Annotated in this window: 21 protein-coding genes; 13 read left to right on the top strand and 8 right to left on the bottom strand. The window is 64.6% G+C overall.

The genetic code is table 11. The features are described 5' to 3' along the window. Window positions 1-56 precede the first annotated feature (56 nt). Window positions 57-1481 carry an APC family permease gene (locus AC6I6L_RS09725; protein ID WP_497917561.1) on the top strand — a complete coding sequence of 475 codons (1425 nt, stop codon included), beginning with the start codon at window positions 57-59 and terminating at the stop codon, window positions 1479-1481. Then, the gene (locus AC6I6L_RS09720; RefSeq protein WP_497917560.1) at window positions 1481-2239 is read left to right on the top strand and encodes a universal stress protein; all 759 of its coding nucleotides are present in this window, start codon (window positions 1481-1483) and stop codon (window positions 2237-2239) included. Before AC6I6L_RS09725 ends, AC6I6L_RS09720 begins: the two co-directional genes overlap by 1 nt. Before the next feature lie 23 nt (window positions 2240-2262). On the opposite strand, the gene AC6I6L_RS09715 is transcribed toward AC6I6L_RS09720, so the two are convergent. Further along, a complete protein-coding gene (locus AC6I6L_RS09715; protein WP_497917559.1) occupies window positions 2263-3069 on the bottom strand; it encodes a universal stress protein in 807 nt (268 codons plus the stop codon). 244 nt (window positions 3070-3313) lie between these two features. On the opposite strand from AC6I6L_RS09715, the gene mutS reads away from it, so the two are divergent. From mutS to mutL, 3 genes are all read left to right on the top strand, one after another. Beyond that, window positions 3314-6043 (top strand): DNA mismatch repair protein MutS, encoded by a 2730-nt coding sequence (mutS, locus tag AC6I6L_RS09710; RefSeq protein WP_497917558.1) that lies wholly within the window; start codon window positions 3314-3316, stop codon window positions 6041-6043. Window positions 6044-6092: 49 nt separating this feature from the next. Then, window positions 6093-6929 carry a DUF6997 domain-containing protein gene (locus tag AC6I6L_RS09705; protein ID WP_497917557.1) on the top strand — a complete coding sequence of 279 codons (837 nt, stop codon included), beginning with the start codon at window positions 6093-6095 and terminating at the stop codon, window positions 6927-6929. Window positions 6930-7137: 208 nt separating this feature from the next. Continuing rightward, window positions 7138-9366: a DNA mismatch repair endonuclease MutL gene (gene mutL, locus AC6I6L_RS09700; protein ID WP_497917556.1), complete on the top strand. Its 2229-nt coding sequence runs from the start codon at window positions 7138-7140 to the stop codon at window positions 9364-9366. Window positions 9367-9393: 27 nt separating this feature from the next. Here the strand turns inward: mutL and AC6I6L_RS09695 are convergent, their stop codons facing one another. The 3 genes from AC6I6L_RS09695 to AC6I6L_RS09685 all read right to left on the bottom strand — a co-directional run bounded on the left by AC6I6L_RS09695 (window position 9394) and on the right by AC6I6L_RS09685 (window position 11583). Continuing rightward, window positions 9394-9834, bottom strand: a complete 441-nt coding sequence (locus AC6I6L_RS09695; RefSeq protein ID WP_497917555.1) for a hypothetical protein — start codon at window positions 9832-9834, stop codon at window positions 9394-9396. Window positions 9835-9968: 134 nt separating this feature from the next. Further along, window positions 9969-10178, bottom strand: coding sequence for a hypothetical protein (locus AC6I6L_RS09690; RefSeq protein WP_497917554.1), 210 nt, complete (start codon window positions 10176-10178; stop codon window positions 9969-9971). Between the two features lie 97 nt (window positions 10179-10275). Next, complete coding sequence (locus AC6I6L_RS09685) at window positions 10276-11583, bottom strand: MFS transporter (protein WP_497917553.1); 1308 nt, start codon at window positions 11581-11583, stop codon at window positions 10276-10278. 188 nt (window positions 11584-11771) lie between these two features. Here AC6I6L_RS09685 and rtcA point away from each other — a divergent pair, with 188 nt between their 5' ends. The 4 genes from rtcA to AC6I6L_RS09665 all read left to right on the top strand — a co-directional run bounded on the left by rtcA (window position 11772) and on the right by AC6I6L_RS09665 (window position 16025). Then, entirely contained in the window at window positions 11772-12914 is a 1143-nt protein-coding gene (rtcA, locus tag AC6I6L_RS09680) for an RNA 3'-terminal phosphate cyclase (RefSeq protein WP_497917552.1), read from the top strand. 146 nt (window positions 12915-13060) lie between these two features. Beyond that, the gene (gene kdgK1 / locus AC6I6L_RS09675) at window positions 13061-14014 is read left to right on the top strand and encodes a bifunctional 2-dehydro-3-deoxygluconokinase/2-dehydro-3-deoxygalactonokinase (RefSeq protein WP_497917551.1); all 954 of its coding nucleotides are present in this window, start codon (window positions 13061-13063) and stop codon (window positions 14012-14014) included. Window positions 14015-14843: 829 nt separating this feature from the next. Next, entirely contained in the window at window positions 14844-15305 is a 462-nt protein-coding gene (locus tag AC6I6L_RS09670) for an Hsp20/alpha crystallin family protein (protein WP_497917550.1), read from the top strand. A gap of 135 nt (window positions 15306-15440) precedes the next feature. Next, a complete protein-coding gene (locus AC6I6L_RS09665; protein WP_497917549.1) occupies window positions 15441-16025 on the top strand; it encodes a GNAT family N-acetyltransferase in 585 nt (194 codons plus the stop codon). Between the two features lie 25 nt (window positions 16026-16050). On the opposite strand, the gene AC6I6L_RS09660 is transcribed toward AC6I6L_RS09665, so the two are convergent. Together AC6I6L_RS09660 and AC6I6L_RS09655 are read right to left on the bottom strand one after the other, a co-directional pair. Next, window positions 16051-17349: a ribonuclease catalytic domain-containing protein gene (locus AC6I6L_RS09660; protein WP_497917548.1), complete on the bottom strand. Its 1299-nt coding sequence runs from the start codon at window positions 17347-17349 to the stop codon at window positions 16051-16053. Between the two features lie 74 nt (window positions 17350-17423). Next, entirely contained in the window at window positions 17424-17723 is a 300-nt protein-coding gene (locus AC6I6L_RS09655) for a DUF7562 family protein (protein ID WP_497917547.1), read from the bottom strand. 187 nt (window positions 17724-17910) lie between these two features. Between AC6I6L_RS09655 and AC6I6L_RS09650 the strand changes: the two genes are divergently transcribed. Further along, window positions 17911-18390 (top strand): RNA-binding protein, encoded by a 480-nt coding sequence (locus tag AC6I6L_RS09650; RefSeq protein WP_497917546.1) that lies wholly within the window; start codon window positions 17911-17913, stop codon window positions 18388-18390. Window positions 18391-18475: 85 nt separating this feature from the next. On the opposite strand, the gene AC6I6L_RS09645 is transcribed toward AC6I6L_RS09650, so the two are convergent. Next, window positions 18476-20344 carry a sensor histidine kinase gene (locus AC6I6L_RS09645; RefSeq protein ID WP_497917545.1) on the bottom strand — a complete coding sequence of 623 codons (1869 nt, stop codon included), beginning with the start codon at window positions 20342-20344 and terminating at the stop codon, window positions 18476-18478. A gap of 85 nt (window positions 20345-20429) precedes the next feature. Then, window positions 20430-21170: a DUF1028 domain-containing protein gene (locus tag AC6I6L_RS09640; RefSeq protein WP_497917544.1), complete on the bottom strand. Its 741-nt coding sequence runs from the start codon at window positions 21168-21170 to the stop codon at window positions 20430-20432. A gap of 150 nt (window positions 21171-21320) precedes the next feature. On the opposite strand from AC6I6L_RS09640, the gene AC6I6L_RS09635 reads away from it, so the two are divergent. From AC6I6L_RS09635 to citZ, 3 genes are all read left to right on the top strand, one after another. Continuing rightward, on the top strand, window positions 21321-21683 hold the full coding sequence (locus tag AC6I6L_RS09635) for a cell division protein SepF (protein WP_497917543.1): 363 nt from the start codon (window positions 21321-21323) through the stop codon (window positions 21681-21683). Between the two features lie 321 nt (window positions 21684-22004). After that, on the top strand, window positions 22005-22736 hold the full coding sequence (locus AC6I6L_RS09630) for a helix-turn-helix domain-containing protein (RefSeq protein WP_497917542.1): 732 nt from the start codon (window positions 22005-22007) through the stop codon (window positions 22734-22736). A 159-nt stretch (window positions 22737-22895) separates the two neighbouring features. Continuing rightward, complete coding sequence (gene citZ, locus AC6I6L_RS09625; protein WP_497917541.1) at window positions 22896-24044, top strand: citrate synthase; 1149 nt, start codon at window positions 22896-22898, stop codon at window positions 24042-24044. Window positions 24045-24466: the final 422 nt, after the last annotated feature.

Genomic DNA, 24466 nt, shown 5'->3' with positions numbered 1-24466 from the left:
GGGCGTCGATCGGAAATGCGCGCCAGAAATAACTGTCAGTACGAGGAAGTCAGCGTATGGGTGATGAGTCACTGATGGAGGCCGAGGGGACCAACGTCGATGGCGAAGCGCCTCTCGTCGAGCCGACAGTCGAGACGGAAGCAGTGACCGTGACCGACGAGTCGGAACTCGAGCGGACGCTCGGTCTCTCTGGGGGGCTTGCGATCGGGATCGGGACGATGATCGGCGCTGGTATCTTCGTCTTTCCCGGGCTCGCAGCCGGGCGGGCAGGGCCGGCCGCGTCGGCCTCGTTCGCGATCGGTGCCGTCGTCGCCCTGCTAGTCGCACTGCCGGCTTCCGAACTCGCGACGGCCATGCCAAAGAGTGGTGGCGGCTACTACTTCATCTCGCGCGGGCTGGGGACGCTCGCGGGTGCTGTCGTCGGCCTCTCGCTGTGGTTCGGACTCGTGTTCGCGACGGCGTTTTATCTGGTCGGCTTTGGCTTCTACGCCGTCGACACGCTCGCCGAACTCGGGATCGCGGTCGGTGATGGGCTGGTCATTCCGATCGCGCTACTGTTCGGCGCGGGCTTTACCGTGCTCAACATCACGGGGACGGAGAACGCGGCGAAACTCCAGAACGGGATCGTCGCGCTGTTGCTGTCGATCCTGATCGTGTTCCTCGGGTACGGCGGTCTCGATGCCGCGGGACTCATCGGCGAGCCCACGGCACCCGAACAGTTCGCACCCGCCGGAGCGTTCCCCGTGTTCACGACGGCTGCGCTCGTGTTCACTTCGTATCTCGGTTTCGCACAGGTAGCGACCGTCGCCGGCGAGATGAAAGATCCGGGCCGAAACCTGCCGCTGGCCATGGTCGGCTCGGTGCTCATCGTCGGCGTCCTCTACGTGGTGACGATCTTCGTCGCGACGAGCGCGTTCGGTAGCGAGACGCTCTCGGAGTTCGGAGAGACGGCGATGGTCGAGGTCGGCCGCCACTATCTCGGCGCGGTCGGCGCGTTCGCCATCGTCTTCGGTGGGCTACTCGCGACGATGTCGAGTGCCAACGCGTCGGTTCTCAGCACGTCTCGCGCCATCTACGCCGTCTCGAAAGACGCCCTGTTGCCCCGGCGTGCGAGCCAAATTAACCTCCGCTACGGCACGCCACACGTCGCACTGGGGATGGCCGGCGGGCCAATACTCATCTTGACCGCGACTGGGCAGGTCGAACTGCTCGCGGAGGTCGCGTCGTTCCTCCATCTCATCATGTACGGACTGATCTGCGTGGCGCTGATCGCGCTACGACGAGACGAACCGGAGTGGTACGATCCGGACTTCCGGGTCCCCGGCTATCCAATCGTGCCGGCGCTGGGCGCGATCGCCAGTTTCGCGCTGATCGCGTTCATGCAACCAGCCTCCCGGTACATCGGCCTCGGCATCATGCTCGCGACCGCCGGCTGGTACGCCTACTACGCCCGGGACGTCACCCTGAAAGGTGCACTATAATGACACGCATACTCGTTCCGCTGAGAATACTGAAGGGAGAATCGGTCTCTGTCGGTCTGACGACGCTGCTCAAACCGATGGACGTCACCGTGCTGGGCTATCACGTCCTGCCCGAACAGACGCCGCCGGACCAGGCACGCATGCAGTACGAAGAGCGCGCGATCGACACGCTCGAGGATCTCGCCGCCGAATTCGGGTCGGCCGAGGGTCTCGCGGACTACCGCCTGGTCTTCACCCACGATCGACGACAGACGTTCGATCGAGTTGCCGCCGAAACCGGCTCGGACGTCTACGCCATTCCGGGCGCGACCGGGCCGATCGATCGGCTCCTCGTCGCGTTAACGGGTGACGTCGCCGTCGAACGGATCATCGAGTTCGTCGCGGAACTGGTCGGCGACCGCGAGATCGGCGTGACGCTCTTTCTCGCGACCGAGGACGAAGATGGCGGCCGCAAGCTGCTCGACGTGGCCGGCTCGTCGCTGTCGGAACGCGGTATCGACGTGGAAACGGAACTCGCGATCGACGAGCCGCCGTTCGAGGCCCTCATCGAGGCTGCCGTCGACCACGACGCGATCGTGATGGGTCAGCGCGCTCCGTCCCTGCGGTCGCTCGTCTTCGGCGACGAGGCCGAACGCGTCGCCGCCGGATCGGTCGGCCCGGTGCTCGTCGTCAGGAACGTCGTGGACGACGAGCCGGAGCCCGTCGTCGATCGACCGCTGCCGACGGATGACGATCGAGCCGCGGCCGACGACTCGTAATCGTCGACGAAGCGCCGCGGCGATCAGCCCTCACCGTCGCTGTCACTCGCTTCAGCGTCGCTGTCACCGACTCCATCGTCGTCGGCGTTCTCGGCCTCGTCAGCGGCCAGATACTCGCCGCGAATAACCAGCACCGGATCGATCGTCTGCCGGGCCAGTTTCTCCGCTCGATCGCGAAAGATGAATCGACGGATCGAGGGTCGGCTCTCGCCGACGACGAGCAGGTCGTGCTCGCTCGCCGCGTCGAGGATCTCGCTCGTCGGTGAGCCGTCGACGACGAGTTCGGTGGTGATCCGATCGCGATCGATCCCCGTGGCGACCAGTTCGTTGGCGGCCGTCTCGAGGAGTTCGGTGCCGCGGTCTCGATCGCCCTCGTCGGAAGCGACGTGAAATAACGACACCGAAAGCGCCGTGTCGGTAAGCAGCGTGTCGAGAAACCGGGCGATGTACTCGAGGTTGACGTCGCCTCGAATCGCGACGAGGACCGTTTCCAGAATCGGCGCGGGATTGGAGAGCAAGACGGCATCACACGCCGCCTCGACCGCGATGCGTTCGAACGTTTGCAGCCGATCGTGGGTGAAGACGAGACGGGACGTGACGTCGAGACAACCGGCCTCCTCGAAGACCTGCTCGAGTTCCGCGAGTTCGGCGCGAGCGCGATCCTCGTACTGGCTACGCGCCTGGTCCGTCGCGGTCTGGTCTGGGATTTCGTGGTAGCCGAGCAACACGACCGGCATCGACGCGAACGCGTCGACGACAGTCTGTGGGATGCTTTCGCCGCCGAAGATATCGATCGGGATCAGCACGCGATGGTCGCGAGACGGTGCCATTGTGTTGGATCGTATCACACGCATACCACGGCGACTGTAATAGAACCCCGTACGAACGCAGAGATGAGAGTCACGGTCGCAGTCACGTACGGTGATGAGTGTCACGAACGCTCTCACGTACGATAACGAATGTCACGATCGCCGTCACGTGAACGCCGTTGTCGGCCGGTCCGGCGCGATCCCGATAGATCACTTTCACTGCGGATCCCGCAGGGTTTTTGTCGTGGCCCGCCAGTCACCGCACATGACCGAGGCGACGGGGATCGTCGGGGAGTTTCTTTCGCTCAAGGAGGGCACCGACGCCGACGTGCTGGCGATGCAGTGTGGCGACTTCTACGAGTTTTTTGCCGACGACGCCGAACTCGTCGCAGACGAACTGGACCTGAAAGTCTCACAGAAGTCCTCACACGGCTCGTCGTACCCCATGGCGGGGGTGCCGCTCAACGAACTGACGCCCTATCTCAAGGCGCTGGTCGAACGCGGCTACCGTGTCGCCGTCGCCGACCAGTACGAGACCGACTCCGGGCACGCACGCGAAATCGTCCGGGTCGTCACGCCGGGGACGCTCCTCGAGACCAGCGACGCCGACGCCCAGTACCTCGCGGCCGTCGTCGACGGCGGGAATGGTGCTGATACAACCGGTGGATCGCCAACGGAAGGAACATACGGTCTCGCGTTCGCGGACGTGACGACCGGCCGCTTTCTCGTCGCCGAAGCCGACGATCTCGAGGCCGCACTGACGGAACTGTACCGATTCGATCCCGTCGAGGTGCTTCCCGGTCCCATCGTTCGATCGACCGACGACCTCCTGACGACGGTTCGCGATCGGGTGGACGCGACGATGACGCTCCACGAGACGGAGGCGTTCGCGCCAAAACGCGCCGCGCACGCGGTCCGCGAGCAGTTCGGCCGCGAGACCGTCGATCGACTCGGCGTCGGTGAAGAGACGATTGCGGCGGCGGGCGCGATCCTGTCATACGTCGCGGAGACTGGAGCCGGCGTGCTCGCGTCGATGACGCGCATCCAGTCCCACCACGGCGATGACCACGTCACGCTCGATGCGACGACCCAGCGCAACCTCGAACTGACAGAGACGATGCAAGGCGGCCGCGACGGCTCGCTGTTCGCGACGATCGACCACACCGAGTCCAGTGCCGGCCGGCGGCTCCTGAAGGAGTGGCTCTGTCGGCCCCGGCGATCGCTCTCGACGCTCGAACGCCGTCAGGAGTCGGTCGCCGCGCTCTCGTCGGCGGCACTGGCCCGTGACGAACTTCAGGATCGACTCGGGGAGGCCTACGACCTCGAGCGGCTGGCCTCGAAGGCGACCCACGGCAGCGCCGACGCGCGGGATCTGCTCGCCGTTCAGGAAACGCTCGCCGTCCTCCCGGCACTCGCTGAGACCATCGCGTCGACTCCCGACCTCGCGGACTCGCCGCTTTCCGAGATCGTCGATCGACCCGATCGAGACGCCGCACAGGAGGTGGAATCGACGCTCGAAGCGGCGATCGCGGACGACCCACCGTCGACGGTGACCCAGGGCGAACTCCTCCAGAAGGGGTACGACGACGACCTCGACGAGGTGATCGATCGCCACGAGGAGGTCAAGCGGTGGCTCGACACCCTCGCCGATCGCGAGAAGCGCCAGTACGGCCTGAATCACGTGACCGTCGATCGGAACAGGACCGACGGCTACTACATCCAGGTCGGCAAGTCCGCAGCAGACGGCGTTCCCGACCACTACGAGCAGATCAAGACGCTCAAAAACTCCAAGCGGTTCACGACCGACGAACTCGAAGCCAAGGAGCGCGAGATCCTCCGTCTCGAAGAGCAACGAGGCGACCTCGAGTACGAACTTTTCGAGCAGTTGCGGGACGAGGTTGCCGACCGCGCCGAACTCTTACAGGACGTCGGTCGAACGCTCGCGACGATCGACGCGCTGGCGAGTCTCGCGACCCACGCCGCCGAAAACCGGTGGGTGAAGCCGGATCTCCACCGGGGCGATCGGCTCGATATCGACCAGGGACGCCACCCCGTCGTCGAGCAGACGACCGAGTTCGTGCCGAACGACGTGCGACTGGATGCAGACCGGGCCTTTCTGGTCGTCACTGGCCCAAACATGTCCGGCAAATCGACGTACATGCGACAGGTGGCCTGTATCGTCCTGCTGGCCCAGATCGGAAGTTTCGTCCCCGCGAGAGACGCCGAGATTGGCCTCGCCGACGGCATCTTCACCCGCGTCGGCGCGCTCGACGAACTCGCCCAGGGGCGATCGACGTTCATGGTCGAGATGAGCGAACTCTCGAACATCCTCCACGCCGCGACCGAGGAGTCGCTCGTGATTCTCGACGAGGTCGGCCGCGGCACCGCGACCTACGACGGCATCTCGATCGCCTGGGCCGCCACGGAGTATCTCCACAACGAGGTGAAAGCGAAAACCCTCTTTGCGACCCACTACCACGAGTTGACCGGGCTCGCGGAGAAACTCCCTCGCGTCGCCAACGTTCACGTCGCGGTCGCGGGCGATCCGGAATCACCAGCGTCCAGCGGGACATCGTCCCGCCAGGCCGACGAACGCGACGGCGACGTGACCTTCCTCCGGACGATCCGGGACGGCCCGACCGATCGCTCCTACGGCATCCACGTCGCCAACCTCGCGGGCGTTCCCGCCCCCGTCGTCGATCGATCGAGAGACGTGCTCGATCGACTCCGCGAGGAGAAAGCGATCGAAGCCAAGGGCGGCGCTTCGAACGAGCCAGTTCAGGCGGTGTTCGACGTCTCGAGCGGCCAGTTCCGCGGGCCAGCGAACGCCGATGGCGGTGAGCGACCCGGCGGCGAGTCGGCGGACGACGGGTCGAGTATCGATCCCGAGACGAAAGCGGTGCTCGACGAACTCGACTCGATCGACGTGAACACGACGCCTCCGGTGGAACTGATCGCGAAAGTTCAGGAGTGGCAGCGCAAACTGCAAGAGTGAGCGACGGCCGGAGACATCAAGTGCCGGTCGGAAAAAGTAATCGGGAGTGATGGTGTTCGAACCCGCGCTGGCGGAGCTGTCGGCGTCGAACCGGTCGGTGTTCGGCCCGACATCCTTTCGCGACTACGTCGAACGGCACGCACTTGAGGCCAGCCCCCGAACGCCCCGGTACATCTCGGTCGATTCGATCGCCGACCTCGCACCCGAACTGCGCGAGGCGGGCGTCACGGTGCTTCGGGCCGGGTCAGCCCCCGACGGGACGGGCACGGCGTTCGTCCTCGTGGATGGCCCGAACGGCGTCGAGGACTTCTTCCTCCGCGACGAGGCGTGCTTCGCCGGCCGACCGATCGATCCCTTCTCGAGTCCGATCGACGACGAGCGGCTGGTGAGCTTTCGGTTGCTCCCCAGTCTCTCGGAGACCTCGCTGGTGAACCTGGGGCTGGCCTCCGGGGTGCTCTCCGAGGCGCTCTCGCTCGATGCGTCGGGGTCGTTGACCCCGCCGGCGACGGGACGGTCGACGTTCACGTTCGAGTTTCGCCCCCATCGTGAGCATCCGGCGCTGCTCGAACACCGAACCGGCCAGGTCGAGATCGACACGCTGTTCGCCGAACGGCGAAACGGCCAGCGAACGCTGTTCGTCGTGGAGGCCAAAACCGGCCCGCGAGCGTCTCTCGCGAAGCACAAACTCGTCTATCCGGCGCTGGCACTCGCCGAGAGCGTCCCGCCAGAGATTCCGATCGTACCAGTCTACCTGCGTTGTCGGCGGACGGACGGCGTAATCACGTTCGATGTTGCCGAGTGTACGCTTCCCGATCCCCGCGAGTCGATTCCGGGCGTCGACGAACTCGCGATCGAGCGGACGCGAGTGCTCGAACTCGAGCGATGAATTTCGGGTCGAACTGAATCTCCGCTCCGATTTCGCATCGTTTTTTATCGTGTGCGATCTCGATTGCCCAGTCGAACCGAGAACCGGTCGAACGCGAGACACGCAAGTACTTTTCCGATCCGCCTCTCTACAGCAACCAGTGAACGCGACTCGAGTGCCGTTGGCGCGAGGGGTCAGCGATCGAGTTCGACCAGAGTAAGACACCACAATGACCGACGAAACGACCATCCACGAGCTAGACGAGGACACCGTCGCCCGGATCGCCGCCGGCGAGGTCGTCGAGCGGCCCGCCAGCGCGGTGAAGGAACTCGTCGAGAACAGCCTCGACGCCGGGGCCGAGACCGTCGACGTGACGATCGAGCGGGGCGGAACCGACCTCATTCGGGTCGCAGACGACGGCGACGGAATGAGCGACGCCGACGTTCGCGCGGCCGTCCGCCAGCACACGACGAGCAAGATTTCCGGGTTGGAGGACCTCGAATCCGGCGTCGCCACGCTCGGCTTTCGCGGCGAAGCCCTGCACACGATCGGATCGGTGTCGCGGTTGACGATCCGATCGCGACCCCGCGGCGGCGGTGCGGGGACGGAACTGGTCTACGAGGGCGGGGACGTGACGAGCGTCGAACCGACAGGCTGCCCCGAGGGAACGATCGTCGAGATCGAGGATCTCTTTTATAACACCCCCGCACGCCGGAAGTTCCTCAAGACGACGGCGACGGAGTTCGCCCACGTCAACCGGGTCGTTACACGCTACGCGCTCGCGAACCCGGACGTGGCCGTCTCGCTGACCCACGACGGCCGCGAGGTGTTCGCGACGACGGGACAGGGCGACCTGCAGGCCGCGGTGCTTGCCGTCTACGGCCGCGAGGTCGCATCCGCGATGATCCCCGTCGATACCGATGGGGAGGACCTTCCACCCGGACCGCTCGACTCGGTATCGGGACTCGTCTCGCACCCCGAGACGAACCGATCGAGCCGGGAGTACGTCGCGACCTACGTCAACGGCCGCGCGGTCACCTCGGACGCGATCCGTGAGGGGATTATGGGCGCGTACGGAACCCAACTGGGGAGCGATCGATACCCGTTCGTCGTCTGCTTCCTCGACGTCCCCGGCGACGCCGTCGACGTGAACGTCCACCCGCGCAAACGCGAGGTCCGATTCGACGACGACGATTCTGTCCGCCGACAGGTCGATGCCGCGGTCGAATCCGCGCTGCTCGATCACGGCCTGCTCAGGTCGGGCGCACCGCGTGGCCGATCGGCCCCCGGCGAGGCCCGCCTCGAGCCGGGAACGCTCGAGGAGACGGCGGCTCGATCCGACGACGCGGACGCAATGGCTGGATCGAGCAACCCGGCCGAATCGGGCGACGTGGGCGGGACGGTCCGATCGAACGCGGAGCCCGGCAGGTCGGGCGCGGACGCCGGCAGACCGGAAGCGAAAGCCGGGGGTGAGCCGAGTTCGACGGAGGAGCCGATCGACCAACGTCGACAGGACGTGCCCGCAAGCGATGTGGACGATCCGGAACCAGTGTCCGGGACCGACGAGGGGCGTCCCGGAGACGGCGCGTTCGGGACCGATGAGGAACCTCCAGAAGACGCCGAGTTCGTGGCTGCGTCGGAGGTAGCCGACACGGCGTCCCCCGGCGAGGCTGACGACGAACCGGTTTCCGACGACCGAGCGAACCACACACCGACGAATCGATCCGGCGAGGCCACGGACTCGGCGCACGATCGCCACCCCGGTCCGGCACCCGATCGAAAGTTCGACGGGCCGACCGAACAGCGGACCCTCGCAGGCGAGACGGCGACGGGCGATCGATCGGAGTTCGACTCGCTGCCGCCGTTGCGCGTCCTCGGGCAGATTCGGGACACCTACCTCGTCTGTGAGTCGCCCGACGGGCTCGCGTTGATCGACCAGCACGCCGCGGACGAACGGGTCAACTACGAGCGTCTGCGGGAGGCCTTCGCCGACGACGCGGCCGCGCAGGCGCTCGCCTCGCCCGTCGAACTCGAACTGACAGCCGTCGAATCCGAGGCGTTCGAGAGCTATCGTGCGGCACTCGAACGACTGGGATTTTCGGCCGAGCGAGTCGACGATCGGACGATCGCAGTGCAGTCAGTCCCGGCGGTGTTCGCAGAGACGCTCGACCCGGAGCAGCTTCGAGACGTGCTCGCGTCGTTCGTCGAGGGCGATCGGGAAGCGGGCGGCGAGACGGTCGAGGCGCTTGCTGACGAGTTTCTCGGAGATCTCGCCTGTTACCCCTCGCTGACCGGGAACACCTCGCTGACCGACGGCACGGTGATCGATCTGCTCTCGGCGTTGGACGACTGCGAGAACCCCTACACCTGCCCGCACGGCCGGCCGGTGATCGTCCGGATCGACGAGGCGGAGATCGAAGACCGCTTCGAGCGGGATTACCCCGGCCACGGCGGCTGAGACGGTCCCCGTTTCGGAGTCGACCGTCTACAGGACGCTGAAAACGATCAGCCCGCCGACCGAGACGACGGCAGCCGTGGTGTACCACCGCTGGCTCCGTGCTGCGGCCCGTTGAACGTCACCGATCGCCGTCGCTCGCGCAAGCCGGTTCGTCCCGACGATCAGGAGGGCCGCGAGAACTCCCCAGACGAGAATCGACGCGATGGTGAGCCATCCCGACGGCGTCGTGAAGAGCGTGTCGATCGAATACGCCAGCGACGAGAAGTAGACGCCGGTCAGGAGGATTCCGACTCCGGAAACGGCCGCCACGATCGCGAATCGCTGGCCGATTTCGCGGACAGCAGTCGCCGACAACCGGCCCTGCCGCATGGCCGGAACGATCACGAGTGCCATCGTGACCGTTGTGCCAACGAAGCAGACTAGCGCAAGCAGATGGCCGACAGTAGCGAGGGTCTCGAGGGGTGCCATACGGACACCTGAACGAGGGAGACGAATATATGTATGCGGTTGACGATCGGGCATGCTCGACGATCGGGCAGCAGAACGACTGCAGTTCGGATGAACACAGTTCTTTCGACCGCTGGCCTCAACGACAGATCGTCTCAGGTCGGTTCGCGATCGATGCTGGTGTAGACGTACCAGAAGCCGAGCAGAACCAGGAAGAAGACGGCCCCGATACCCGCCCGGAGCGCGATCTCTTCGAGCCCGGTCGCCTCGGCGCGAACCAGTGCGGCGGCCCAGCCACCAGCGAGAACCGCAAATCCGGTCGCGACGATGACCATGATCAGCAGTCGATCGGTGGGGAGATCCATACCCGGATCGCAGCCCCGAATGCGGGTAAGCGATCGACCTGACATAGCCACGTCGCGTGCGATCCGCCTGCGAGCGAGATCCTCCTGTGCCCGCGTTTCACTCGCCGCCGTGGGGCACCGCGATCGATCGCGGCCCGCGTTCGTAGTAGTAGAGCCAGATCGTACACGCGAGTGCGATCGCGCCTGCAAGCGTTGCGATCGCGAACGCGATCCGGTAGCCCGTTTCGGTGTAGACGCGGACGCCGCCGACGAGGTCGCCGGTCCAGTAGGCGTCGAGCACCCACCCCATCAGGGTCGGAAGCGTGGCAGCGCCGAAGAAGGCCGCGCCGTTGACCGTTCCCGTCGAAATGCCGCTTGCGCTGCTCGGGTGGCGGTTTTTCACGATCGTGTAGCTGAGGACGAACGTCCCGAGCAGCACGCCCGCTAAGAAGAACGACACGGCGACGACCCACAGCGGTGGGTCACCGACCGCGGCGATCACGCCGAGGGCCAGAACGAACACGACGCCGCCGGCGACCATCAACTCGACCCGACGACCGATCCGATCGGAGACCCAGCCGATCGCGGGCGGGCCGACGATCGTCCCGACCCCGCCGAGTAAGGTCAACACCGAGGCGTAGGTGATCGAGACGGTGTAGGTCTGGACGACGTAGGGAACGCCCCAGAGGCCAAACAGCGTGAGGTTCACGCCGGTCGAACAGAACAGCAGGATGCTGACCACCCAGATGTAGGGGTCCCGAAGGACGGATTGGAGGTGCGATCGAAGCTGTGCGTTCGTCACGGAGGGCTGGCCGGGGACGCCTTCGATCGGATCGAAGCCGGCGCGTTCGGGGGTGTCCCGGACGAACGTGAAGACGGCGACCGAGAACAACAGACCGAACGCGCCGAGTCCGCCGATCGCGGCGCGCCAGCCGACGGCGTCGACGGCGAGGGCCAGCGGCGTGGTTGCGAGCACGCCCCCGACGCCGGACACCGCAAACGAGAGGCCGCTCATCGTCGCAAACTCGTCGGCGCGGTACCAGCTCGCAGCGAACCGAAGCAGACAGACGAAGATGACGCTCCCGCCGAGTCCGACGAGCCCTCGGGCGGCGATCGCCGCGAGGTAGCTGTCCGCCAGCGCGAACCAGATCGCGCCGACGTTCATCACCACGCCGCCCGCCGTCGCCGTTCGTCGGGGACCGACTCGATCGGCCAGGATCCCGGTCGGAATCTGCATGAACGCGTACACCCAGAAAAACATCGCGTGGAGGGTTCCGAGCTGTGCACCCGTGGTCTCGAACGCGACCATGAGATCCTCCGCGAGGACCGCAGACGAGAGGCGATTGATATTGACGAGCAAGAAGACGACGCCGAGCACTGCCCAGAGCAGCCACCGTCGCCGGAGCGGGTCGCGCCAGAGGTGCATTCGGTACGGATCGGTTCCGGACCACTGAAAACGTTACACATCCGGAAGGTGTGGTGGGTCATCTCGCGAACTGTCCACGTGCGTACGGCGACCGCGCCGACCGTCGCGAGTCGGTCGTCACTGGGATGTGCGTCGATCGTCACGCATCGATCGCCAGCGGTACCTGCGGCGAGCGCGTACGCTCGACTATGCGCGAACTGGACGGGACGGACGCCGGCGGGCAGTTCGTTCGATCGGCGCTCGCACTCTCGGTCCTGCGAAACGAGCCCATCCGAATCGAGAACGTCCGGGGCGACCGGCCGACGCCGGGGCTGGGCCACCAGCACCTCGCGGTTCTCGAGACGATGGCCGAGATCTGTGACGCCGAGGTGTCGGGGGCGGACGTGGGTGCTGAGACGATCGCGTTCGATCCCGATCTCGAAGCCGGCGAGAGCGGACGGAACGCCGCACACGGAACCGATCGCGGCCGACTCGACGGCGGAACGTGCGCCGTCGACATCGGGACCGCCGGCAGCGTGACGCTGTTGTTCGATGCCCTTCTCCCGCTTGCGACGGTGCTCGACGCGCCGCTTTCGGTCACCGTCACCGGGGGCACGGACGTGAAGTGGTCGCCGCCGATCGACTATTTCCGCCACGTCAAACTTCCGTTCGTAGGTCGGTACGGACTCGTCGCGGCCTGCGAGGTCGATCGGCGCGGGTTCTACCCCGAGGGTGGCGGGCGCGCCACGCTCCGACTCGCGCCCTCGACGCTCGAACCGATCGATCTCACGGAGCGAGGGCCGATCGAGGGCGTGCGAGTCTACACGACAGAATCCGCGTCGCTCGCGGACCGTGACGTGGCTCACAGACAGTTCGAGGGGGCACGCAGGCGACTGAACGTCGACGGCGACGGTAGTAACGGCGAAAACGGGGGCGATCCGACCGGCACCGACAGCGGGGACGGGCTTCCTGCAGGGATCAGCGAGCACCAGCAGACGACGGCGGTGAGTCGTAGTCCGGGTTCTGCGATCGTGGTCCGAATCGACCACGCCACCGGAGTCGCGGGGTTCGACGCGTACGGCGAACGCGGGAACCCAGCCGAGCGCGTCGGGGAGGACGCCGCTGACGCGGCGAATCGATGGCTCTCGGGAACCGCACCGGTCGATCGGCACATGGCCGATCAACTGCTCGTCTTCCTCGCGATCGCGGGCGGTCGACTCCGCGTGCCGGCCGTGACCGACCACGTCGCGGCGAGTCGGAATCTGCTCGATTCGTTCGGATTCGAATCGACGCTGGAGACGGACGGCGAGGTGGCGATCGTTTCGATGGACTCGCCAACAGTCGCAAAATAACGGCGACGGTCGCGAAATAACGGCGACGGCGGCCGGATTCGCGAGAGAACGCGACCGGACAACGCCACAACTTATACTACACCCGTTCGATTAGCCGGTATGGCCGAGGTACGTATTGCCGATCGATCGGTACGGGGGGACAGGCCGTGAGCGAACTCGTCACCTTCGGGGAGACGATGCTCCGGCTCTCGCCGCCGGACAACGAGCGACTCGAGGACGCGGGGGAGTTCGAGGTTCGCGCCGCGGGGGCCGAAAGCAACGTCGCGATCGCCGCCCAGCGGCTGGGGACGCCTGCAACCTGGCTCTCGAAGCTTCCCGAGTCGCCGCTCGGACGCCGCGTCCACGGTGAACTCCGCGGGTACGGCATCGACACCGACGTCGTCTGGAGCCACCGGGGCCGGCAGGGGACCTACTACCTCGAACACGCGGGCAAGCCTCGCGGAACGAACGTCGTCTACGATCGGAAAGACGCCGCCGTCACGACCGCCAAGGCCCAGGAGTTCGACATCGACGTGGTCCAAGACGCGCGGGTGTTCTTTACGAGCGGGATCACGCCGGCGCTGTCCGCGACGCTTCGCGAGACGACGGCGAACATGCTCAAAGCCGCCAGACAGGGCGGGACGACGACCGCCTTCGACTTCAACTACCGGAACAAGCTCTGGGGACCGGACGAAGCGAAGGAGACGCTGACGCGTCTGTTCCCGGGAATCGACGTGCTCGTGGTCGCCGCCCGAGACGCCCGAGACGTTCTCGGGTTCGAGGGTGACCCGCGACAGCTCGCCCACAAGCTCGGCTCGCAGTACGACTTTACGACCGTCGTCGTCACGCGCGGCTCCGAGGGCGCGGTCGGCTGGCACGACAGCGTCGTCCACGACCAGGAAGCCTACGAGACCGACACCGTCGATGCGATCGGCACCGGCGACGCCTTCACCGGCGCGTTCATCGCGCGCCGACTCGACGGTGACGACGTTCCGACCGCCCTCGAGTACGCGGCGGCGACGGCGGCACTCAAGCGGACGATCCCTGGCGACATCGCGCTCGTCACGAAAGAGGAGGTCGAGGCTGTCGTCGAGGAGAGCGGCTCGGACATTTCCCGGTAAGCGCGGTGCTATCTTTTTTCTGGCGCACAACGTGGGTCGACAGCGACGGGTATCGATCCACTGGTTCCCGTCGACTGGATGGTTTTCCCACAGCCAGTTTCGTACCGGCTGCGTGACCCTCAGGTGTTCTGAAACGCGAAGCCTCACTGGTCGTTGCACCGCTCGTCCCGACGAGCGCGGTGGGCATGGAATTTGGCGACATCGGGCTGGGACTCACGGGTCGCTGTCCCAACCTCGACGTCCTCGGTCTCGATCGAACTCGGCTCGATCCCGGCGAGAGGTGAGTCGGGTCGACGATACAGGCCCGCGAGGAACCGTCGCCAGCACCGCGGCGAGGACTGAAAGCCCTACACCAACCTCCTGCATCACATTATCGTCTCGGGGCTGGGCGTCTATCCCTTCGCTCGGATCGGTCACGCGCCCGCGATGCCAGCCGACTCGGAGATCAACCCGATCGACGTCACTCGCAAGACACGTTCCGACGGCGGTTTCACGACGAACAATCACCCGAAAGGCTGGCGACCCTGCTCGTCGACGCCGAGAGCGCGAGCGTCCTCGGCTGTCGGGGGCTGCATCTCCGCGCCGATACGGTGGCCAGATGCAACTCGCCGTCGAGATGAAACCGGACGTGCGCGAGATTCCCGATCGGGCGGATGCCTCCACGACGCCGAGAGTATCGATGGTCTGCTTCGCGAGGCGGGCGCGAAACTCGAAGGCCAATAGACGCGCCCGAAACCGTCATCTCTCCGGAGGAAGATTGAGAGCGGCGTGCTATCCCGTATCCAGGAAACGTTATTATTAAACATGACGTATATGGTGGCGATCACCAATGAGATCCTTCGACGAGATGAACCGCATGTTCCGCGAGATGGACCGCATGTTCGACCAGTTCCGAACCACGTGGGGACCCGAGTTCGAGGGGACCCGCTCCGACCCAACACGCCTCGGACTGGCCGGCACTGTTGTGCCGACGGGTGAGGCGGCCGTCACGCTCGAAGACGAGGGAGACGCCTACGTGGTCGCCATGGACATCCCCGGCTTCGACAAGGAGGACATCGACCTCACGTTCCACGACGGGGTCCTGTCGGTGCACGCGCAGTCCGACGTCGACGAGGGGACAGACACCTATCGCGCCCACCGCACCCGCCGGATCGACGAGCGAGTCACCGTCCCGAAAGCGATCGTCGCCGACGACGTAACGGCTCGATACCACAACGGCGTCCTCGAGGTCCACCTCCCGATCGTCGAGACCGAGCACGAACGCGAGGGCCACCAGATCGATATCGAGTGAGCGCGATCGACGCTACACACTGATCGCCCGTCGAACGAAACGAGTGTCATGTTCACGTTCGATCGAGACCACCGACCGCGCCCCCTGCACGCGCATCCCCCGTTATTTTCATCCGACAGCGCGAACGAATCGACTGTGACGCGAGCCATCCGGGAAGCGAAGGCCGACGACGCCTGGGCGATTCACGTCGTTGCCCGCGAGAGTTGGCACGCCGCCTACGACGACCTTCTGGGTCCGGATCAGATCGACGAGGTCGTCAACGAGTGGTACGCGATCGGCGACGTCGAATCAGCGATCGGGGAAGCGAGCGATCGCACCAATGCAGTCTTTCTGGTCGCCGTACGCGACGGGGTAGACGCCGAAACCGAGGTTGAGACGGACCAGCACGTCGGGAATGAGACGGCTGCCGGTCCACTCGTACACGACTGTCGATGCCAGGGATTCGCACACGTCGTCCCCTGGCCCGAAAACGAACGCGTCGGCTATCTCGCCCGGCTCTACGTCCACCCCGATCGGTGGGGAAACGGAGTCGGAACGACCCTTCTGGACGCCGTTGAAGACGAGTTCGCGACGGTCTTCGACCGACTCCGTACCGCGGTGCTGACGGACAACGACGTCGGCGTCTCGTTCTACGAGTCGCGGGGATTCGATCGGATCGATCGCTACGAGAGCGATCTGGGAGACGGGCACGAGGAGTACGTCTACGAAACGCCCCTCTGACGAGCGGAAGTCGTGAGAGGGCAACCTACAGCGTCTTCTCGGCGTCTTCCTCGTCGACAATCTCGATCCCGCGGTTGTTGACTGCCATCGGATCGAGTCCGACCTCCTGCAGGAACTGTTTGTACTCGCGTTCGCACTGTTCTGCGGCCTTTTGCTTGTCGCTGGCGCGATCGCAGAGTTCGATTAGGTTCTCGGGAACGTCGTTCTGGTAGACGATCCAGTGGTTGATCAGATCGGAGAGCCGGCGGATCGGGCTGGTGAAGTGACCGTAAATCTCGAAGTTCAGCGCGTGGTGGCCGCCGAAGGGGTCGTTCATGTATTTTGCGCGGGGCATCACCTTCATCACGGCCCACTGGATCTTATCGAGCTGGCGACCCGGAGCGTCCTCGAGCGTCGCGTTGACGGCCTTCCGGGGGTCATCCCAGGTGCTGCCGGGGATCGAAACGCCGTCTAGGTCCTGAATCTCCTGGAGCGCTTTGGACCACTCGTCGGGACTCGGCTGGGGGTGAACGCGGTACATCGCCTCGACGCCGCGGTCCCACATCAGCGTGTGCGTGACGGCCTTGTTGGCTTTCAGCATACACTCCTCGATAATCGTGTGGGCGCGATCGCGACTCGGGTTCAGGACGAGCGAGCCGTCTTCCTTGCGCTGTTCGTGCATCCGGTCGGCAACCTCGTGGACCAGGACGTTCTCCTCGTGGAGCGGTGCGTCTGGGTCTTCGAGTCGATTCTCCGCCTGCGAGTAGGTGAGCCGTTCGTCGGACTCGATGACGGACTTGTAGATGTCGATCGTCTCGTAGCTCAGGTTTTCCTTGTCGAGGTGCATCTCGACGGTGTGGGCCAGGCGTTCCTCGTTCGGAACGAGCGAGCAGACCGTCTCCGCGAGCACGGGCGGGAGCATGTGGATGGTGTATCCCGGCAGGTAGACCGTGTTTCCACGCTCGACGGCCTCGTCCCACATCGCCGTTTCCGGATTGACGTAGTGGGTGACATCCGCGATGTGTACCCAGAGGACGTACTCGTCGTCTCGCTCTTCGATCGAGAGCGCGTCGTCGAAGTCCTGGGCATCGATCGGGTCGGTCGTCCACGTCGTCAGATCGCGCAGATCTTTTCGCTCGTCGATCTCCTCGGTGATCTCGTCCTGGACGCCGTCGGTTCGCTCCTCGGCTTCCTCGATGATTTCGGCGGAGAACTCGTCGCGGATCTCGAGTTTCTCGAATAGTTCGTCGCGTTTGTTCTCGAGATGCCGTGCGAGATCCTCGGAGATTTCGACGGGACCCTGCCCTTCGGCCGTTCCGGCTTCGGCCTGTGCGTCGTCGCTCATAAGGGGTCGTACGAAGGTGAGGGTGAAAATCGTGTCGGGACCGGCGAATGCGGGCGACGATCTCGCGGCGGCGATCAGAACTCCTCTTCGAGCCGGCCGTATCGCTCCTCGACGGCTCTGAGATACGCCGCGAGAAACGCCGCCTGTCCACGATCGCCCGATTTACGGTCGATGTCGACGAGCAACGCTTCGAGTTCGTCGCGCGGATGGTGGCAGAGATCGCCGTGGCAGGCCTTACAGAGGTGCTCGAACGTCTTGTTTTCGCGATCCCAGCGATCGCCGTACTTGTCGTACTCGCGGGCCATCGACCGGGAGACCGAACTGCCACAGGCGAGACACGTCACCGTCTCGGGCTGGCTCCGGGAGAGCCACATGAATCGATCGACACTGTGCTAGTACTTAGCGATTACCACACTACTCAGCTGCCGTGAGTGTATCCGCGCCGGTCGGGCAACACCACGGATCAGGTCGGTCGATCGCTCCGCACGTGGTCGGTTACGGCGAGAATCAGCCGGCGTCCGAAACGGTCGTTTTATACAGCGATCGGTCGTGGTCTCGGGTATGCAGGTCAAATCGCGACACCACCTCCGCAGCGACGCCGTCTCCGATCTCGAGACGATGCTCGAGGAGCAACTCGGGGTTTCCCCCGAGGGTGACACGTACGAACGCGTCGAGTTCGAGGACACCGACTGGGAAGTGATCCTCATCGACGGCGAGCCACAGGTCGCGTACTTCGACGACGAGCCGTTCCTGACCGTTCGCGGCGCGAACGCCTACAAACCCGATCGACGGCTGATCACCGTCGACGCCGGCGCAATTTCGTTCGTCAGCGACGGCGCGGACGTGATGCGTCCCGGCATCACCGAGGCGACCGACGACATTTCGCCCGACGACTTGGTCGTCATCGCTGAGGAGTCTCACGGAAAAGTGCTGGCCGTCGGTCGCGCCCGCGTCGACGGCTCGGAGATGGCCGGCGACGAGGGGAAAGTCGTCGACTCGCTGCACCACGTCGGCGACGACCTCTACGAGTTTACCGGGTAGTTCGGGTCTGTGCCGATTCTCGGATAGCTACGGTCCTGTGCCGATTCTCGGATAGCTACGGTCCCCTCCCGGACCCGCATCCGGCTTACGTTCCAGTTCCGGCGCTGGTCGACGTTGCCGACTCCGCGATCGGCAATCGGACGCGAAAGATGCTGCCGCGGGGTTCGTTGTCCTCGATCCAGACCTCGCCGCCGTAGCCGTCGACGAGCGTGCGGACGAGATAGAGCCCGATACCGGTTCCCGGGCTCTCGAGGCCCTTTTCGCCACGTCCGAATATTTCGTCCTTCAGGTGTTTGGCCACTCCGGGCCCGTTGTCGGCCACGCTCAACAGCGCGGTTTCGCCGTCCCGTTCGATCGAAATCTCCACCTCGGGACGGTCCGTGTCGTTGTGCACGACCGCGTTCTGCAGGAGGTTTCGGACGACCGACTCGAACATTCCGTCGGCCCGGATCGTGGCATCCGTTCCCGTCCCGTAGACGGTTATTTCGGCGTTCTCGTACCGTCCCCTGGCCGTTTCGACCACGGACGAGACGGCGTGTCGAACCGAGATCGATCGCGTCTCCTCCCCCGTGCCGAGCATCGTCTCCGTCAACACTCGAGCCGTCGTCGTGAGCTCGATCGCCTCCTCGGCCGACAGGAGGACCTCTTCGAGGTGGACCGCACCCTCGTCGTCGACGTGATCCGCGAGCAGTCTGGCACGACCGCGGACGACCTGCATATCGTTGCGGAGGTCGTGTCGCACGACCTGGTTGAGGATCGCGAGTTTGTCGAGCGATCGCTCGAGGTCGTGATACTGCTCGCGCTGGTCGGTGACGTCCTGCGCCGAGACGATCAGCGATGTCGGCTCGCCCTCACCGTCCACTACGGGGCGGATAGTGCCGCTAACACGACGGCTTTCGCCGCTCGCGTGGGTAATGTTCGTTTCGTAGCCCACGTACTCGCCGTCTGCGGCCCGCTGAACCCACGCTCTGACGGTGTCTCGATCCTGTTCGTCGGGCCACCACTCCGCCGCCCAGAACGGCGCTCCGGTCGCCGTTTCGGGGTTGACGCCGGTGAACTCGATCGCCGTTCGGTTGGTCTGTAGAAGGGTCCCGTCGAGATCGAGAATGCCGGCCAGCGTCTTCGGGTCCTCGAACACCGCCTCGAACCGCCGCTGATTTCGGTACAGCTCCTCTTCGCGCCGCTTCTGATCGGTGATGTCCGTAACGAACCCCTCGAGCGCCTCGAGATCGCCGCTCGCACCGTCGGTTCGCCATCCGCGTTCCCAGACCCATTTCGGCGTCCCGTCGCGGGTGCGTATCCGATACGTTACTTCGTACGATCCGCGGGCTTCGAGGCCCTTCTGGACGGCGTCCCAAACGGCCGTTCGATCGTCCGGGTGGAGAATATCGTTGCCGAGGGAGACGGACCCGTTCTCGAGGGCCGCCCCCGCGTAGCCCGTGACCGCTTCGCAATCGCCTTCGATGTTCGACACCGGCCATCCCCGCTCGTTTCGACAGCGATAGACGAACCCCGGCAGGTTGTCGACGAGCGTCTCCAGCCGTCGGTTTCGGTCTTCGAGTTCGAGCCGCGATCGGCCGCGCACCACGGCGGTCCGAACGCGAGTGGCGAGCGACTGGTTCCGGTCGTCCGTGTCGTGCTGGACGTGATATTCAGTCGCACCGCGTTCGATGGCAGCCCCGGCGATCCCGTGCTGGGTGGCATCGAGACGGACGACGATCGGAAGCTGCGGATGAGCCTCGCGAATTCGATCGAGGAACGTCAGTCCGTCCGCCCCGGCGCTGGCCGGAGACGTTACTACGCAGTCGATCGCGGAGTCGGCGTCCGCGAGTCGGTCGAGCGCCGCGTCGATCGTCGGTTCCGTACAGACCTCGAACCGGTACTGATCACCGTCTGGCAGCGTCGGCCCAACCGAATCGCCGATGACGAGTGTGCGAATCAGGGTCGTCGTCAAGATGAGGGACAGTTGCGCCGTCGGTCACATAGCTACTTCGCCCGACGATCACTGACCGTCAGTGTGCCGGTGGTAACGCTCGGGTTCACCGTCGGTCGTGCCGATCGAGTCCGTCGCGCTCGAGCATCGTCTCGTAGCCGGTTGCGGCCAGTTCGTACGTCTCTCGGAGGTCCGCGATCGGCGTCTCCGTCGCATCCACCCGGAGATTGTTGTACGGTGGTGTGATAGCCTCGTCTTCGGTGGTTTCGACGACGATCGCAGCGCTCTGGACCGACAGCGAGTCGCGCCTGTCGCCACCTTCGCGATGACCGGCAGCGAGCGCGTCGATCAATCGTCTGGCGAGCGGGTCGTGACCGTCGCCGTCGCGGGGACTGGCGCTCGTGTCGTCGATCGTTTCGTGAACCGCGGTCGTCTCGTAGGCCGTTGCGGTCGCGTCGAGGACTGATTCGCCGGTCAGCAGGTTTCCGGCGACCGTGTAGTGGTCGCCTTTCCGGTGGCCGTACCAGTCGCGACACTCTTCGCCGGAGAACGCGAACGCCCCGCTGGCGTCGACGCCGTGGAGCTGGCGCTCCGGTGCCCCCTCGTCGGCGTCGAGCAGCGCTTCGAGAGCGTCTTCGACGGCCAACCCGTCGTCGACGTACGCCACCCCCCGTCGCCCGAGTTCGACGTTTACGACGCTCTGGGTCGCGACGGCGCAGTTTTCGCTGACGAACGGGCAGAGCGTCCCCACACCCGGCACCCGCGTCGTGACCGCGACACCGAAGCGCCGGTGGGACTCCCCCTCCGGCGTCTCGTAGGCTTCGCGAACACAGATGCTGAACGTCATCCGTGCCGAAGATCGCACTCGAACGGGAAATATCGATCGTCGATGGTGACCGATCGTCGACGGCCACGCGTCGTCTCTCGGGACGGGTCGGCGTTCCTGATAGTCCGTCTGACGCAAGAACTATACTCGCGGCCCCGGTGGATATCCCCAATGGGACTCATGAGCAAAATTCTCGGTGGAAACCAGTCGCGGACCGCCGAGGACTACGTCGAACTGGATCTCGACGACGTCGCCGCCGACTCCTCGGAGGCGGTGATGCAAGTACACATCGCCGAAGTCGACAATCAGGCCGACGCGATCGCGATCAAAGATGCCGTCTACGACGGCGATCTGGTCGTCGCGGATATCACCCGTCTGCGGACCGAAGACAGTACGGTCGAGCACATCGTCGACGAACTCCGCCAGGTCGCCCAGGAGGTCGACGGCGACATCGTCCGGAAAGGCGACGACCAGATTATCGTCACCCCGACCGGCGTTCGGATCAGCCGCGAGAAACTGGGCCAGAATTTCTGAGCGGGTCGGGAAACGTCCGCCCGCGCCGACGGTTCCGAGCGACGATCGAGCGTGACGTCTCGATTACCGGGCGGATGGCGTTTCGATCACGGACGAGTGATGTCTTCAACTTCGACGGAGTGGCGTCGACGAGTAGCTTGTGATTTCATATCACAATCCGTGAGGAGTTTCGCCACTGCAGCAACAAAATCCGGAGGGAGACGATCGTGTCCGGAATCGCCTGAAGATCGACGGCGAGACGAGAAACTGGGGTTGTAGACGTTTTCACCGGACGGGAATGACGGTGCCAGGTTATTGTGTCGGACCACCAAATCGGTAGATATGTCTGGGTTTCGAGCAACGGTCGTCGTCAGCGACCCCAAAGAGTGTCCGGTCGCCAGCGCGTCCGAGCGTACCGACGAACCGATCGATTCCGTGGTCAGGTCTCGAACGGCGACAGACGGGACGATCGTCGAAGAATTCTGCATCGATGCGGATTCAGGTGCGCGTGTCGATGCGTTTGCGAGCGCCGTCGGTGATGGCGAGCACTCCTCTGGTGGTGACACTGAGCAACGATCCGAAGGCGACATCGAATCGTCGCCCGACGGTGCCGAACTGATCCCGATTCAGGAGACCGATCGTGAAATCGTCTATCGCTTCGAGCGCGACGGTACGGCCGACTGCGCCTGTGAACTCGTCGAAAGGACGGGAACGCCGGTGTCGTCCGTGCAGGCAGAAGACGGTTCGTTGTTGTTGACGTTTCGGACGCTCGAACTCGAAGAGGTCGCGGCGATCGTCGACGAACTCCGGGCCCGCTTCGAGGGCGTTCTCGTCGAGGAACTCAGCCAGGATCACGAGGGGGCGACGATGGATCCGGTGGTCGTCGATCGCGATCAGCTTACCGATCGTCAGCGAGAAATCGTCGAGACCGCCCACGAGATGGGCTACTTCCAGTATCCGAAAGGGGCGAACGCGACCGACGTCGCAGAAGAACTCGGGGTTGCCAGATCCACGTTTACCGAGCACCTGGCTGCCGCCCAGACGAAACTGCTGAACGCGATCCTGAAAGAATAATCATCACGAACGAGTTCCGGTTAACATACGTCGAATTGCGCGCCTCGATACCCCTGGCAGTTGCTTATCTGAGCGCGACGAAACGAATACATCGTGCGTGTTCCGGCGTGACAGCGGACAAACGACAATACTTTTCCATCGCGCGGCAAAAGGCCGACTATGGCTGACGAGCTCAAAAAAGGGCTAGAGGGTGTCCTGGTCTCAGAGTCGGAGCTTAGCTCGATTGACGGCGACGCAGGCCAGTTGATCTATCGAGGATACGCGATCGAGGACCTCGCGCGCGGTGCGAGTTACGAGGAAGTCGTGTATCTCCTCTGGCACGGGAAACTCCCGACCGAAGACGAACTCGCGGAGTTCACCGAGGCGATCAACGAGGAACGCAGCGTCCACGAGGACGTTCTCGCGACGATGGAACGGCTCGCCGACGCCGACGAACGACCGATGGCTGCCCTCCGAACGGCAGTCTCGATGTTCTCGGCCTACGAGCCCGAAGACGACGCAGATCCCGGCGATCTCGAGGCGACGCTGCGCAAAGGGCGACGCATCACCGCCAAGATTCCGACCGCGCTCGCGGCCTTCGAACGGTATCGCCTCGGCGAGGAACCGATCGATCCTCACCCGGATCTCGGACTCGCGGCGAATTTTCTCTACATGTTGACCGGTCAGGAACCGAGCGACATTCACGCTGAAACCTTCGATCAGGCACTCATCCTGCACGCCGACCACGGCCTGAACGCCTCGACGTTCACCTCGATGGTCATCGGATCGACGATGGCCGACATCTACAGCGCCGTCACCGGCGGCGTCAGCGCCCTCTCCGGCCCGCTTCACGGCGGAGCCAACCAGGACGTAATGGAAGTGCTCTTCGAGATCGACGAGAGCGACCTCGACCACCGCGAGTGGGTCGAGCAAGCCAACGAGGCCGGCCGACGCATCCCCGGCTTCGGCCACCGCGTTTACAACGTCAAAGACCCTCGCGCGGCGATTCTCCAGGAACGCAGCAAGGAGCTGGCCGAAGAAGGCGACGACAAGTGGTACAACTACACCACGACGATCGAACAGTTCCTCACCGAGGAGAAAGGGCTCGTCGAGAAAGGAATCGCGCCCAACGTCGACTTCTACTCCGGTTCGGTCTACTATCAGCTCGGCATCCCGATCGATATGTACACGCCCATCTTCGCGATGAGCCGCGCCGGCGGCTGGGTCGGTCACGTCCTCGAGTACCAGCAGGACAACCGTCTGATTCGCCCGCGTGCACGGTACACGGGTCCCACAGATCAGGAGTTCGTCCCGATCGAAGATCGGTAACCGCCCCTCGGTTCGATCGGTTTCTGTGTGTTTCGTCTATAGTCCCAACTGAAACGAGTGACACGCTGATCGTACTGTCCGCGGTGCTCGCTCACTCCGTTGCTCGCGGGTCACGGACGTTCCCCGCTCGCTGGCCGTGGTTCTCGCTCACTCCGTTCGCTCACGGGTCACATCCGTTCCCCGTTCGCTATCGTGGTTCTCGCTCACTCCGTTCGCTCACGGGTCACATCCGTTCCCCGTTCGCTATCGTGGTTCTCGCTCACTCCGTTCGCTCACGGGTCACATCCGTTCCCCGTTCGCTATCGTGGTTCTCGCTCACTCCGTTCGCTCACGGGTCACATCCGTTCCCCGTTCGCTATCGTGGTTCTCGCTCACTCCGTTCGCTCCCGGGTCACATCCGTTCCCCGTTCGCTATCGTGGTT

The organism is Halosolutus sp. DAT137 (assembly GCF_059736405.1).
Note: the sequence above shows the minus strand (reverse complement) of the source record. Positions and strands in the feature narration are given on the sequence as shown.